At 60.9% G+C, this 12,763-nt stretch carries 12 protein-coding genes; 7 read left to right on the top strand and 5 right to left on the bottom strand.

Translation table 11 applies throughout. The features are described from left to right. The 3 genes from ACILSO_RS22780 (at position 1) to ACILSO_RS22770 (ending at position 3,489) form a co-directional block, all read left to right on the top strand. Positions 1-924, top strand: a complete 924-nt coding sequence (locus tag ACILSO_RS22780) for an alpha/beta hydrolase fold domain-containing protein (protein WP_395739769.1) — start codon at positions 1-3, stop codon at positions 922-924. A gap of 37 nt (positions 925-961) precedes the next feature. Then, positions 962-2,230, top strand: a complete 1,269-nt coding sequence (locus tag ACILSO_RS22775) for a glutamate-5-semialdehyde dehydrogenase (protein WP_395739768.1) — start codon at positions 962-964, stop codon at positions 2,228-2,230. A 179-nt stretch (positions 2,231-2,409) separates the two neighbouring features. Continuing rightward, the gene (locus ACILSO_RS22770; protein ID WP_395739767.1) at positions 2,410-3,489 is read left to right on the top strand and encodes a L,D-transpeptidase family protein; all 1,080 of its coding nucleotides are present in this window, start codon (positions 2,410-2,412) and stop codon (positions 3,487-3,489) included. A gap of 8 nt (positions 3,490-3,497) precedes the next feature. Here the strand turns inward: ACILSO_RS22770 and ACILSO_RS22765 are convergent, their stop codons facing one another. Beyond that, positions 3,498-4,259, bottom strand: a complete 762-nt coding sequence (locus ACILSO_RS22765) for a DUF3313 family protein (protein WP_395739766.1) — start codon at positions 4,257-4,259, stop codon at positions 3,498-3,500. 139 nt (positions 4,260-4,398) lie between these two features. On the opposite strand from ACILSO_RS22765, the gene ACILSO_RS22760 reads away from it, so the two are divergent. Then, positions 4,399-5,151 (top strand): glycosyltransferase, encoded by a 753-nt coding sequence (locus tag ACILSO_RS22760; protein WP_395739765.1) that lies wholly within the window; start codon positions 4,399-4,401, stop codon positions 5,149-5,151. A 19-nt stretch (positions 5,152-5,170) separates the two neighbouring features. On the opposite strand, the gene ACILSO_RS22755 is transcribed toward ACILSO_RS22760, so the two are convergent. Together ACILSO_RS22755 and hisC are read right to left on the bottom strand one after the other, a co-directional pair. After that, the gene (locus ACILSO_RS22755; protein ID WP_395739764.1) at positions 5,171-6,745 is read right to left on the bottom strand and encodes a LysM peptidoglycan-binding domain-containing protein; all 1,575 of its coding nucleotides are present in this window, start codon (positions 6,743-6,745) and stop codon (positions 5,171-5,173) included. A 282-nt stretch (positions 6,746-7,027) separates the two neighbouring features. Further along, entirely contained in the window at positions 7,028-8,122 is a 1,095-nt protein-coding gene (gene hisC, locus ACILSO_RS22750; RefSeq protein ID WP_395739763.1) for a histidinol-phosphate transaminase, read from the bottom strand. A 91-nt stretch (positions 8,123-8,213) separates the two neighbouring features. On the opposite strand from hisC, the gene ACILSO_RS22745 reads away from it, so the two are divergent. From ACILSO_RS22745 to ACILSO_RS22735, 3 genes are all read left to right on the top strand, one after another. Further along, positions 8,214-9,470 (top strand): MgtC/SapB family protein, encoded by a 1,257-nt coding sequence (locus ACILSO_RS22745; protein WP_395739762.1) that lies wholly within the window; start codon positions 8,214-8,216, stop codon positions 9,468-9,470. Positions 9,471-9,545: 75 nt separating this feature from the next. Next, positions 9,546-10,508, top strand: coding sequence for a DnaJ C-terminal domain-containing protein (locus ACILSO_RS22740; protein WP_395739761.1), 963 nt, complete (start codon positions 9,546-9,548; stop codon positions 10,506-10,508). 1 nt (position 10,509) lies between these two features. After that, positions 10,510-10,764, top strand: coding sequence for a chaperone modulator CbpM (locus ACILSO_RS22735; protein ID WP_395739760.1), 255 nt, complete (start codon positions 10,510-10,512; stop codon positions 10,762-10,764). Positions 10,765-10,768: 4 nt separating this feature from the next. On the opposite strand, the gene ACILSO_RS22730 is transcribed toward ACILSO_RS22735, so the two are convergent. Continuing rightward, complete coding sequence (locus tag ACILSO_RS22730; protein ID WP_395739759.1) at positions 10,769-12,124, bottom strand: Gfo/Idh/MocA family protein; 1,356 nt, start codon at positions 12,122-12,124, stop codon at positions 10,769-10,771. A 131-nt stretch (positions 12,125-12,255) separates the two neighbouring features. Continuing rightward, a complete protein-coding gene (locus ACILSO_RS22725; RefSeq protein ID WP_395739758.1) occupies positions 12,256-12,762 on the bottom strand; it encodes a hypothetical protein in 507 nt (168 codons plus the stop codon). Between the last annotated feature and the right edge of the window lies 1 nt (position 12,763).

Raw genomic sequence — 12,763 nt, 5'->3', positions numbered from 1 at the left:
ATGCGTTATTTGCTCTTCATCGCCCTCAGCATCCCCCTTCTGGCCCAGTGCCAGAAGGCCCCCTCTGCGCCGGTGGGTTTCAAAGCTTTGCGGGATCTGGACTACGTGGGTGCGGGAGACCAACGCCAGATGCTGGACCTCTACCTGCCCGAGGGGAGATCCGAAAAGCCGCTCCCCCTGGTGGTATACATCCATGGCGGGGGGTGGCAGGCAGGGAGCAAAGACGACGCCACTGTTCTGACTGGCCTCATCCAGGGCAGTCCAGCCTACGCCGGGGCCAGCATCAACTACCGCCTGACCAGCCAGGCCCAGTGGCCCGCGCAGATCCATGACTGCAAGGCTGCCATCCGCTGGCTGCGCGCCCATGCGCAGGAGTACAACCTGGACCCGGAAAAAATCTCCGTTTTTGGCATCTCTGCAGGCGGTCACCTGGTAAGCATGCTAGGCGTCACTGGTGGTGTGAAGGAACTGGAGGGAGACCTTGGCAAACACCTGGACCAGAGCAGCCGCGTCACCTGCGTAATGGACTTCTGTGGCCCGTCTGATTTTCTGACTTTTGGCGGCAAAGGCAGCGTCATTGACCCGGAAGATCCCAAGGGACCGCTGGCCAGGCTGATCGGCGGACCTTTGACCGAAAAGAAGGAGGAGGCTCGCAAGGCCTCCCCGGTGACCTACCTGACTTCGGACGACGCCCCATTCCTCATCATCCATGGGGACAAGGACAACATCGTCCCCTATGCCCAGGCAACGGAGTTTGACACCGCGCTGAAGGCGGCAAAAATCTCCTCCATTCTCCTCACCGGAACGAATGGCGGGCACGTCTTCCTGAGCGAACCCCTGCTGGAGCGCATGCGGGCTTTCAACGCCCTGCACCTCCTGGGCAAAGACGTCCAGATTCCTGCAGGAGCCGTTCCTTCCAAATAAACCCGTAGCGCAGCCATCCCGGTTGCCCCCCCTTTCAATGACCGATTCCGAAATCAAGTCCGCCATCCTCGACATGGGCCGCCGCGCCCGCGCCGCCTCCTACGCCCTCGTCAAGCTGACCACCCAGCAGAAAAATGCCATTCTAGTGGCCATGGCGGATGAAATCATGGCCCGGCAGGACACCATCCTCGCCGCCAACGCCCTCGACCTGGAACGCGCGCAGAAAAACGGCCTCAGCAAGGCCATGGTGGACCGCCTCACGCTGGATCCTAAACGCCTCAAGGCCGTGGCCGATGCCGTGCGCGAAGTGGCCCTGCTCCCCGACCCCGTGGGCGAAAAACTCACCGACTGGACCCGCCCCAACGGGCTGCACATTCGCAAAGTGCGCGTGCCCATCGGCGTCATCGGCATCATCTTTGAGTCACGCCCGAACGTGACCACCGACGCCGCCTCCCTCTGCTTCAAAACCGGCAATGCCACCATCCTGCGCGGCGGCAGCGAAGCGATCGACAGCAACCGCGCCCTCGCCGCCGCTTTGCAGGCCGGTGGCGAACGCGCCGGACTGCCGCCCGACAGCATTCAGCTCATCCCCTTCACCGACCGCGCCAGCGTGGAGCACATGGCGCAGATGGACCAGTACCTGGACCTCATCATCCCCCGCGGTGGCAAAGGCCTCATCGAAAAAGTCGTGGCCACCGCCCGCATGCCCGTTATCAAGCACTACGACGGCGTGTGCCATGTGTTCGTGAACGCGGATGCTGATCTCGACATGGCGGCCAGCATCATCATCAACAGCAAGTGCCAGAAACCCGGTGTGTGCAATGCGCTTGAGACCATTCTCGTGCACGAGGATCTCGCTGCCACATTCTATCCGCTGATCGGCCAGCGCTTGCTGGAGGCCAGGGTGGAAATCCACGCCGATGCCACGGCACTGCAGCACCTCGGTGTGGCGGCCACACCTGCCACGGAAGAGGATTGGAGCACCGAGTATCTCGACCTCATTCTCGCCGTGAAAACGGTTGGCGGAGTGGACGAAGCCATCGCGCACATCAATCGCTACGGCTCGCACCACACGGACAGCATCATCACCAAGGACCGCGCCGCCGCGGAACGCTTCCAGCACGAAGTCGACAGCGCCGTCGTCCTCCACAACGCCAGCACCCGCTTCAACGACGGCGGCGAGTTTGGCTTCGGCGCCGAAATCGGCATTTCCACCGACAAGCTGCACGCCCGCGGTCCGATGGGCCTCGCGGAGCTTTGCAGCTACAAATATCTTGTGGACGGCAGCGGCCAGGTGCGGGGGTGAGAGACGCCTGAAGCTCCCCGCCGCTAACTCGAAGTCCAGCGTGGTATTTTTTTACCCATCGGTGTGACTTGTCGTATCGGGACTGCATCTCCGCTTGCGGGGCCCGGTGTCCCCGCTCTTTTTGCGGCACTTCGGTCCACGAAAAACCGCCGCAGATGCGTATGGCTTTTCAATTCCCCATGAATCTTTCGTTTGTGAAACTTCTTCCCCTGCTTCTTCTCGCCTGCGCCTCTGCACAGGCGGTCATTCCAAATCCCCTGCCAAAAGCGCCGGAACCGGTCGATGACATCCTTCGGCTGCAAATTTTCCTGGATACGCAGCTCTTTGGCCCAGGCAAACTCGATGGTCGTCCTGGCGAATTCACCACCAAGGCGCTGAAGCGCTATGAGAAGTCTCATAACCTGCCTGAGACAGAAGTGGAGAACAACACCCTGGACCTTTCCAGCGTGAAGGAACTCTACACGAACTACACGATCCGTGAAGAGGACCTCAAGTTTGTGGGCGAGGTGCCCAAGCAGCCTTCGGCCCAGAGCAAAAAGAAGTACCTGCCCTATGATTCGCTGCTGGAGTTTCTGACGGAGCGATTCCATTGCGCGCCAGAACTGCTGGAGTTCATCAACAAGCCCATGAAAATGGACGCCCTAAAGCCGGGCGATGTGGTGAAGGTGCCCGCCGTGCAGCCATTCCTCATTGAGGAGCTGACGGAGATTCCCAAGCTGCCGGAGGTGCCGGAATTCCTCACACGCGTCATCAAGATCGACACCCGGGAAAAGATTCTGGATGTGTGGGACGGGGAGAAACTGGTGGCCAGCCTGCCGATCACACCCGGCACCGGACACCTCGCCACTCCTCCCGGCACGTGGCGCATCCTGGGCATCACGCAGATGCCGACCTTCCGCTGGGACAAGAGCGTGCTGGAGTACGGTGTGCGCAGCGGCAACTACTACGAGCTTCCCATCGGCCCGAACAATCCGGTGGGCGTGATGTGGATCGGGCTGAACCGGCCGGGCATCGGCATCCACGGCACGAACTCTCCCCAGAACATCGGGCGTACTTCCAGCCACGGCTGCATGCGCACCGCCAACTGGGATGTGGTGCGGCTGGTGAAGCAGATCACGCAGGGCATGACTGTGATCATTGAAGGACCTGCCGCTGAACCACGTCCGGTCGTGATTGCCAAGGCAAAACCTGTGGCGCCCCCTCCCCCGCCGCCAGAACCGAAGCGCGGCTTCTTTGCCCGTCTGTTCGGAAGAAAATAGCCGGCGCGTCAGTTGGGACGCAGGGTGATGGAATTTGAGTCCTTCACCTTCAAACCTCGCGGCGAACGGGTCATCTGCTCAAACTGCCCGGCCCAATGGCTCATGGTGTTCACCGCATGGCCGTAGGGCTGATAGTCGCGGACGCTGATTAAGGTCAGCTGGTCGCTCTCGTTGTCGGCGAACTGGAAGAAGGTGCGGCCTGTGGCGGAGTCCGTGACTTTGCCTTCGATGGCCATGTTGCCCTTGGTGAGGTAGGCGGCGAAGCCCATCATCGGCGTGGCCACAAACTTCAGCACCGTTACCACGGCGTTTCCCTTGGGACTGGTCGGATTGAGCTCGGTGATGGCGAGCTGCAAGGTGAGCGTGTCCCTGCCAGGGCGGTTCGCAAGCTGATACAGCGGCGCAGGTGAGCGACGAAACGCGGCGACAAACTCATCACGCAATCGTGCGGCCACATCTACCTCACGGCGCTGCACGCCACCCCAGGCGACTTCACTGGAAGCAAGGCCGCGGCTCAGCGGTCGCAGGTAGCGCAGCGTGACCGGGGCGATGAAGAGCTTCCGCTTTGCTTTGCCAGCGGCCAGGACCTTGGGATCGGGCGTGGTCCACACCTTTTGAAATCCCAGCTGCGCCGCTGCATCCTGCGCCAGCGCGGGTTGCTCGAAAAACGGGGAGAGCTGCACGGGCTGAGCTTTGAGCATGCGGTTCGTCGAACTGCATGCCGGCAGCACGAATAGCAGCAGCAGGAAAAATGAATGCGGGAAACGCATGATTGATGACGTCATGTTAATGAGCCCGCCATCCATTCCGCAATCACAGACCGCTGTGGAGGTACGAAAGATCATCCGCCTGTATGGATTTGTCTTTAACACCCGTCTTTTTTGCCCACCATCCGCCAGCTGACCTTTCATGCCACCCGCCACCGTCCACCTCGTCATCCCCTGCTATCAGGAGAGCGGACGCATCGGCCCCTTTTTGAACGAACTGTGCGAAGCGACGCGTGATCTCGGTGGCGTCACCATCCAGGTGGTGGAAGACGGCTCGGATGCCGCGGAGGCCGCCCGCATGCGGGACATCATCACGCCCATGTGCGAGAAACATTCCCATCTGCAGCCTGCCTTGTTCCTGCCGCAAAACCGCGGCAAAGGCGGCGCCGTGTATGCAGGCTGGGATGCCGCCCCGGACGTGGACTGGCTGGCTTTTGTGGATGCCGATGGCTCATGTTCCGCTGTGGAGGTGGTCAACCTCATCACCAAAGCGCGACTGCAGCCAACGCCGCAGACGGCCTTGTTCGCTTCACGCTGGGATCAGACCGGAGACAAGGTGCAGCGGCAGTGGAAGCGCCGGCTCATGGGCCGCATCTTTGGCACGCTGGTGTCCACGCTGCTGAACATTTCCATCCATGACAGCCAGTGCGGTCTCAAGCTGATCCCGCGTGCGGCGTATCAGCGCATCGCCCCGGGCCTGCGCATCCATGGCTTCGCGTTTGATGTGGAACTGCTGGCCGCGCTGCACGACAGCGGCTGCGGCTTTGAAGAAGTCTCGATCGCCTGGCACGAAACACCCGGCGGCCATGTGCATTTGATCCGCGACTCCATCCGCATGGCGCGGGATGTCCTGGCAGTGCGCAAAGGGCGGCAGCGAGACAAGGCGATCAAATAACCCGGGGACGCGGTCCGCCTTACTCCCACTTCAACTCAGTGCCCACCGGAAGGAGGCGCACCACGCGGGCAATATCCCAGTTCGTCAGGCGAAATCCGCCGATGCTTTCCTGTTTCGTCATGGTTCCGGGAATGCTGGTGCCATGCAGTCCGTAAGGCAGGACTTTGGGATCACCGCTTTTGGCGAGATTGATCCACACGATGCCTGCCGGATTATTGGGACCCGCAGCCAAAGTTACCGGAGTGGGAAGCGGCGCCGCGTCCGCGCCTGCGCTGGTCATGCGCGGACGCGGGATGGCTTCCAGAATCTTCCAGGCCTTCCGGCCATGCAGCCCAGGACGGGCCGAAGACACAGGCATGCTGGCGATCACCGTGTCTCCACGACGAATGATGAGGCGGCTCACTCCAATCATGCTGGCGGAGACTGGCGCCGCAGGGTCAGCGGCAGGCTGCAGCGGCTCTTCAAAAGCTTTCTCTATTTCAAACGGCTGAACGTTTGGGACGAGGAAGATGGCCCCGGGCACATTCGGATTTTTCAAGCCGGGGTTGATGTGCCGCAGAAATGACTCCGCCGCATGAAAGCGCTCGGCCACAAATTCCCAGGCGGAATGGTAGGCCATGAAATTCTCTCGTGTTAGTTCTTCAAAAGTCGGCGGCGGCTCCACGGCTTTTTCTTTCGACCTGCTGACTGGCGCGCTGACGCCTCGCGGAGCAATCCAGCGCATGTCTGCCGCTGTCAGCACGTATTCCACATAGGGCCCGCCGATGGCTTTCATCGCGGGGGAAGGCAGTCCTTCGGGAGTGTGCAACTGGCCTGGATGTGCTTTTTCGAAAGCCTTGTAGGCCGAGTCATAAACGGGGCCCGCCGTGCCGTCGATCGGTCCGATCGTGAAACCCTGCCGGTCCAGGAAGGCCTGAATGAGCACCAGTTGAGAGGCACCCCACGCGGCCGGTGGCAGCGGACGATGCGGCTTGGTGGCGATGAGCACTGGTGGTTCTTCCTTGGGGGCAGGCGGCGCCTTTTTCACCTTTTCCTTCACAGGTTCCTTGGGCTCCTGCTTGGGTTTCTCCTTGGCGGCCTGTTCTGAGGCCTCCTTGGCACGCGCTTCAGCGGCAGCAACCATGGCTTTGACGTCATTCTCTCCCGGCACCTTGACAGTTTGACCGATGACAATGCGGTCATTCTTCATCTCATTGAAGGTCCTGAGCTGATCCACGGTGACACCGTAGGCATGACCGATCTTCGTGAGCGAGTCGCCCTTTGCCACCGTATGCTCAAGCATCTGTGCGGGCGGACCTTTGGGAATGACCCCGCCAGCCGGAGTTCCTTTGGCAATGGTTACGGGCTTGGCGGGGTCGCCGGGTTTTGCCGCAGGTTCCGGCGGCGCTTCGATGGGAATGCCCCAAGCCGCGGCATCCGAAGACGCCACCTGCCAATGCCACTTCACCGCCTGCTCAAGCCCTGGCTCGATGACCGGGATGGCCGCTTTGATGGTTTCCTTCTGCGCCAAGGTCGTGAGGGGAAGGAAGCCCGCCAGCGAGGGAAGAACCCAAAACACCCACGATACCTTGGTTGGCGGCAGATTCAGCGTCATGCAGCATTCAAACCGCATTTGCTCCATGCACAAGCTTCTGTTCGTGCGCGGCGGGCGAAAACGATGAAGTGGCCTTCATCGGCCGGATTTGGTGAATGCATCGTCGAACAGAGTCATTCACTTTCAAGCATTCGCACCGGAACATTGAACTGAAGCAGGCTCGCTGTGACGCGACCTATGGCCGTTTTCGGAATAAAAAACGGCCCCGCAGTTCAAAAGGATTCTACCAGGAACGCAGGCGGGGATGAAAACGTGCGTCACAGAATACCTGCTGACAAGACCCTATTTCCCCAGCACGCCCTTCAGCACCTCGATGCAGCGCTCGTTCTGCGGCATGGTGCCGATGCTGATGCGCACCCATTCGGGAAGCTTGTAGGCGGCCATGGCGCGGACGATCACGCCCTTGTCCATCATGGCTTTGAAGACGGCATTGCCATCGCCCACTTTGACGAGGACGAAGTTGGCGTAGCTGGGGATGTACTCGAGGCCCATCTCGCCAAACTGCTTCTGCAGGTAGTCGCGGCCTTCGTCGGTGATGGCCTTGGTCTTGTTCTGGTGCTCTTCGTCGAGCAGTCCGGCGAGCGCGCCGGCCTGGGCGATGGAGTTCAGGTTGAATGGCTGGCGCGTACGCTGGAGCACATCGATCAACTCCTTGTTCGCAATGCCATAGCCGACACGTGTACCCGCAAGGCCCTGGATCTTGGAGAAGGTGCGCAGCAGGATGACGTTGCGTCCTTCGCGGACGTACTTGAGCGTGTCCGGCGGATTGTCGAGGAACTCATAGTAAGCCTCGTCAAACACGACGACGACGTGGTCCGGCACCTTGGCCATGAAACGGTCGATCTGCTCCTGCGTGACGAGGGTGCCCGTCGGGTTGTTCGGATTAGCGATGAAGACTTCCTTGGTGTTCGGCGTGATGGCGGCGGCCATGGCGTCCAGATCATGCACGTAGCCGGGGTCCGGCACTTCAATGGTGTCTGCGCCAAAGACCTTGGCCATCAGCTTGTAAACCAGGAAGGCGTGCTCGGCGGTGATGATATTGTCGCCGGGCTTGAGGAAGGCGTGGCCGATGAATTCAATGACTTCATTGGAGCCGCAGCCCATGATGATGTTGCCCATTTCCAGGCCAAATTTTTCAGCGAGCGCATTGCGCAGCTTCCACGACGCGCCATCGGGGTAGATGTTTACCTCCGTGACGGCCTGCTTCATCGCCTCGATCGCCTTGGGCGAAGGTCCGAGCGGATTCTCGTTGGAGGCGAGCTTGATGATGTCCTCCGGCTTCAGGCCACGTTCACGGGCCACATCTTCGATGGGTTTTCCGGGTTCGTAAGCGACGAGATCTTTGAGCTGTGGGTTGGCGTAGTTCCAGATGGACATGGTTGGAGGACTGGGAAGTCCGTTTCTTGGACTGGGATGGCCAAGATGGCAAGTCCGTGTAAAGTCTCCCGGAGACTTCGTTTTACCTCCCATGCCAACCACGATGCCTGAAACCTCGGAACTGCTGCTCTCCCTCGGCACCGCCACCGGCCTTGGGCTGCTCGTCGGATTGCAGCGCGAATGGGCCAAAAACCGCGTGGCGGGCATCCGCACCTTCGCTCTGCTGACCCTCTTTGGCGCGCTGACCGGCCTGCTGGGAAACACTTATGGCAGCTGGGTGCTGGCCGCGGCTTTCATCACCTTCGCATGCATCGTCGTGCTCGGAAGCTGGATCCGGCAGTCCAAACGCGCGCCCGCCTCCGGCCTGGCCACGGAAATGGCCATGCTGGTGATGTTTGTCACTGGAATCATCACGGTGATGGGGGAAAGGCTCCTCGCGGTCATGATCGCGGGGGGAGTGATGGCGCTGCTGCAGAGCAAGAAGGCGCTGCATGCCGTGGCGCGGCATTTTGGCGAGGATGAACTGCGCGCAATAGCCCGCCTCGTGCTGCTGGGCCTCGTCATCCTGCCAGCGCTGCCAAATCGCGAAATGGGCTATCTGGGGGTGCTCAATCCCTTTTCCATCTGGCTGATCGTGGTGCTGATCGTCGGCATCAGCCTGCTGGCCTACATGGCGGAAAAGTACCTGGGGGGTTCCAAAGGGGCCGCCGTGGCGGGGATACTGGGAGGCTTGGTTTCCAGCACCGCCACTACGGCCAGCAGCGCCCGGCGCAGCAAGATTTCAGCCCGGGGCAGCCTCGCACTGGCAGCCATGGCCTTGATCGCCTCGGCGGTGGCGTTTGTACGCCTGCTCGGGGAGGTGGCCATCGTGGCCTCCGATCACATTCGCGAACTGCTGCCTCCCCTGGTCGCCATGATGGTCTGGGTGGGCCTGATCGCTGCGGTGGCACATCGCCTCGCGGAAAACGCTGAATCTGAACCGGTGGATGAACACCCGCCGTCGGAGCTCAAGCACGCGGTCATGCTGGGTCTGCTGTATGCACTTGTGCTTGTCTTGGTGGCCTACACGCGCCAGCACAGCAGCTCGTCCGGGTTGTACATGGCGGCATTCCTCTCCGGCCTCCCGGACATGTCCGCCATCACGCTCTCCACTTCGCGCCTGGTCAACACCGGCCACCTCGAAACGTCGGTCGCATGGCGCATGATCCTCGTCGGAGGAATGGCCAACCTGTGTTTCAAGATGTTCTTTGTCCTCGCACTTGGCTCCAGGTCTTACATGAAGCCGGCATTGCTGGGCCTGCTGCTTTCAGTCGCGGGTGGCGCGGCCATTTTGACCTTCTGGCCTTGAAGTCCCGGCATCCGGCCAAGGAATACAGGACGAATCACAACGACAGATCGCTGCGCGACGTAATCATTACCCACCATGCCCGCCGAATTCAAAGACTACTACGCCACGCTGGGCGTCGCGCGCGACGCCAGCGCGGACGACATCAAAAAAGCCTTTCGCAAACTTGCCCGGCAGTACCATCCTGACACTGCCAAGGACAAGAAGACCGCCGAGGCCAAGTTCAAGGAAATCAACGAGGCCAACGAGGTGCTGAGCGATCCTGAGAAGCGCAAAAAGTACGACACCTTGGGCGCAGGCTGGCAGGACGAAGGCCACTACCAGCCACCGCCAGGTGCCGAAGGTGCTCATGAGCAGGAGTTCCACTTTGGCGGCACCGGCTTCAGCGACTTCTTTGAGCAGTACTTCAGCGGCGGCAGCCGCTATGGCTTCCCGCAGGACTTCGAGCAGGAGATCCCCACGGGCGCCGGCAGGAAAGGACGAGCCCGCCGAGGCCATGACATCGAGGGCGATATCCTCGTCACCCTGGAGGAGGCCATGCATGGCACACAGCGGCCCATCTCCCTGCAAACCGCGAATCGTCAGACGGGCGAAGTCCAGACCCACAGCTTCGAAGTGCGCATACCACCCGGCGCGACCGACGGCCGCCGGATTCGTGTGCCCGGCCAGGGAGAGCCCGGCCAGAACGGCGGCGCAGCGGGAGACCTCTTCCTGCGCGTGCGCCATGCCGCGCACCCTGACTTCACCACGGTGGAGGCAGACGTGTATCACGAGCTGGACGTTGCCCCCTGGGAGGCTGTGCTGGGTGCGGAGATCATCGTTCCCACGCTCGATGGCTCCATCAAGCTGCGCATTCCCGCTGGCGCGGCCAGCGGCCAGTCGCTGCGTGTGCGCGGCCGCGGCCTGCCCAAAGGAAAAACCGGAGAGCGTGGTGACTTCTTTGTGAAGCTTCAGATCGTGCTGCCCGAAAAGATCAATGATGCGGAACGAACGCTGTGGGAACAGCTGCGCAGCGCCTCAACCTTCAACCCACGCGCCTGATATGAGCGACTCCACTTCTCAAGCCTACACGCTGGAAATCCTCTCCGAGACCACCGGAGTTTCCGCGCAGATGATCGTCACCTATCAGGAGCACGGCATCATCCGCCCGCAATATGATGATGAAACGGTGCGCGCCCTGCGTCGCATCGAACACCTGCGTGAAACCTGCGAGATGAACCTCAATGGCATCAAATTGCTGACACAGCTGCTCGATGAAGTCGAACAACTGCGTCACGAACTGCGGGCCAAACGCTGATCGTTTAGACAAACTTCGTCACGCCCGGCCGTGGCATCGGGGTGGGCACAAACTTGTCGCCAAACTTGAGGTTGTCAGGTGCGAGGTCCTGCTGTGAGGCCAGGATGGCCAGGGGAGCACGGTCGGACTTCTTGTCCTTGCCTTCCGCAGCATCATCCTTCCACATGATCTTCTGCCCGGTATAGGCGGCTTCACGTCCCATGATGGCGATAAGGGTGCTGCTCATCATGCGGTCACCATCGTTGATGACCTCGCCTTTGCGGATCGCGTTGAACAGCGCCTGATGCTCCAGGTCGTACATGTTCTTTTCCTCGCCACGCCAGCGCCAGCGCTTCTCGCCGTCGATGTAAGGCGCGGGTCCTTTGCCGATGACCAGCCGCCCCTTGGTGCCGTGGATGACGTCAGCCACTTCATTGTGGCAGCCGGTGATCTGGCGGTTGGTGATCTGGCAGATGAGGCCGCCCTCCCATTCATAGGCGCAGTGGAAGTGATCGAAAATGTTGCCGTCTTCCGCGGGAATCTGACGGCCGCCAGTGCCGATGACGCTTACGGGCGGAGCATCCTTCATGGCCCAGCAGATTTTATCCAGACTGTGAACGGCCTGCTCCACAAGGCTGTCTCCGCTGAGCCAGGAGAAATTGTACCAGTTGCGCACCTGCCACTCCACATCGCCCATGCCCGCAGGGCGTCCTGCCGCCGGGGGCATGACTTTCACAGGCCCGGAATAGTAGGTCGCGAGAATGCCGGTGATGTCGCCGATGTCGCCATCATGGAGGCGCTTGTAGCACTCGATGCGGCTGGTGGCGTAGCGCCAGCAGAAGCCGGCCACGAGATTCAGCTTCTTCTGCTTGGCCTTTTCCACCGCGGCCTGGGCCACACGGTAGCCCGCTGCATCCACCGCCATCGGTTTCTCGCAGAAGATGTGTTTTCCGGCTTCGACCGCGGCGGTGAGGTGCATCGGGCGGAATCCGGGTGGTGTGGCCAGGAGCACCACATCCACACCGCAGTCGATCAGCTTTTGGTAAGCATCAAGACCGGTGAATTTCATTTCCGGTTTCACATCCACGCGATCCGGGAAGCTTGCGGACAAGTTCTTGATGCTGCTCTCGATCTGCGTGTCAAAGGCATCCGCCATGGCCACGATTTTCGAGTTGTAATCCGCGCCGAGGGCCTGCGCCGCCGCACCGGTGCCACGACCGCCGCAGCCGATGAGGCCGATTTTCAAAGTCTCATTGGAGTCCGCTTTTTTTTCCGCGAGCAGGCTGCCAGTGGAGGTAAGAATGGCTGGGGCAAGGACTGCTCCTCCGCTGGCATTGAGAAAGCGGCGGCGCGAGAAGGCGGAAACGGCTGGATCAGACATGGGAGCGGAGGGTGGTTGAATGACAGAAGTGAGATTCGGCACGGACTTGCCAAACCTTTCAGCGAAAGGCCAGATTGAAACCAAGATCACACGTCCTGCACCAAAATCAAAGGTCCGGCGTTAGGAAGCCGCTAATGGATCGACCCCGGCTCTGCTCTGCCGTGGCGATGGATGATGTTCGTCGGACCGGAGGACTGCGGCGGGTAGCCACCGGCCTCCAGATTTCCCAGCGGCTGCGTTTCATCGCGGCTGATTTCATCATCCGGCGAAGGCTGCAGCAGCGTCTGCACAAGGAGCTGGGTGTCCTCCAAAAAGGTCAGTCCCACACGGCGAAGAAAATCCACCTCCGAAGCATGCGAGTGCAGAGTGATCAGGAGGCACTCCCCCTGGAACAGCGCCAGCACAAACACGCCCTCATACCCGAACCAGAAAGTTTTGACGTCCCGGTCGCCACCGCTGGCAAAGTGAGCCCGCGCATCATGCAGCGCCTGCAGGAGGCGCTCGGCACGGAATTCCTCAAAGGGGAGCAGATTGATCAAAATCTGCCGCCGCCAGCACAGCAGCAGGCCGTTGACCGCGCCGGCGTGCTTCAGACGTTCGAGAGCGGAGCGAAGAGAGGGGGTGATGGATGCAGCCATG

This window comes from Prosthecobacter sp. (assembly GCF_044226605.1).
Taxonomy (GTDB): domain Bacteria; phylum Verrucomicrobiota; class Verrucomicrobiia; order Verrucomicrobiales; family Verrucomicrobiaceae; genus Prosthecobacter.
The sequence above is the reverse complement of the archived record's forward strand: the minus strand, read 5'-3'. Positions and strand labels throughout refer to the sequence as shown.

Excerpts from the sequence above, each read along its gene's own strand:
- ACILSO_RS22740 (WP_395739761.1), top strand. The coding sequence starts at position 9,546 with ATGCCCGCCGAATTCAAAGACTACTACGCCACGCTGGGCGTCGCGCGC.
- ACILSO_RS22755 (WP_395739764.1), bottom strand. The coding sequence starts at position 6,745 with ATGACGCTGAATCTGCCGCCAACCAAGGTATCGTGGGTGTTTTGGGTT.
- ACILSO_RS22780 (WP_395739769.1), top strand. The coding sequence starts at position 1 with ATGCGTTATTTGCTCTTCATCGCCCTCAGCATCCCCCTTCTGGCCCAG.
- ACILSO_RS22745 (WP_395739762.1), top strand. The coding sequence starts at position 8,214 with ATGCCAACCACGATGCCTGAAACCTCGGAACTGCTGCTCTCCCTCGGC.
- ACILSO_RS22770 (WP_395739767.1), top strand. The coding sequence starts at position 2,410 with ATGAATCTTTCGTTTGTGAAACTTCTTCCCCTGCTTCTTCTCGCCTGC.
- ACILSO_RS22760 (WP_395739765.1), top strand. The coding sequence starts at position 4,399 with ATGCCACCCGCCACCGTCCACCTCGTCATCCCCTGCTATCAGGAGAGC.
- hisC (WP_395739763.1), bottom strand. The coding sequence starts at position 8,122 with ATGTCCATCTGGAACTACGCCAACCCACAGCTCAAAGATCTCGTCGCT.
- ACILSO_RS22765 (WP_395739766.1), bottom strand. The coding sequence starts at position 4,259 with ATGCGTTTCCCGCATTCATTTTTCCTGCTGCTGCTATTCGTGCTGCCG.
- ACILSO_RS22775 (WP_395739768.1), top strand. The coding sequence starts at position 962 with ATGACCGATTCCGAAATCAAGTCCGCCATCCTCGACATGGGCCGCCGC.
- ACILSO_RS22725 (WP_395739758.1), bottom strand. The coding sequence starts at position 12,762 with ATGGCTGCATCCATCACCCCCTCTCTTCGCTCCGCTCTCGAACGTCTG.
- ACILSO_RS22730 (WP_395739759.1), bottom strand. The coding sequence starts at position 12,124 with ATGTCTGATCCAGCCGTTTCCGCCTTCTCGCGCCGCCGCTTTCTCAAT.
- ACILSO_RS22735 (WP_395739760.1), top strand. The coding sequence starts at position 10,510 with ATGAGCGACTCCACTTCTCAAGCCTACACGCTGGAAATCCTCTCCGAG.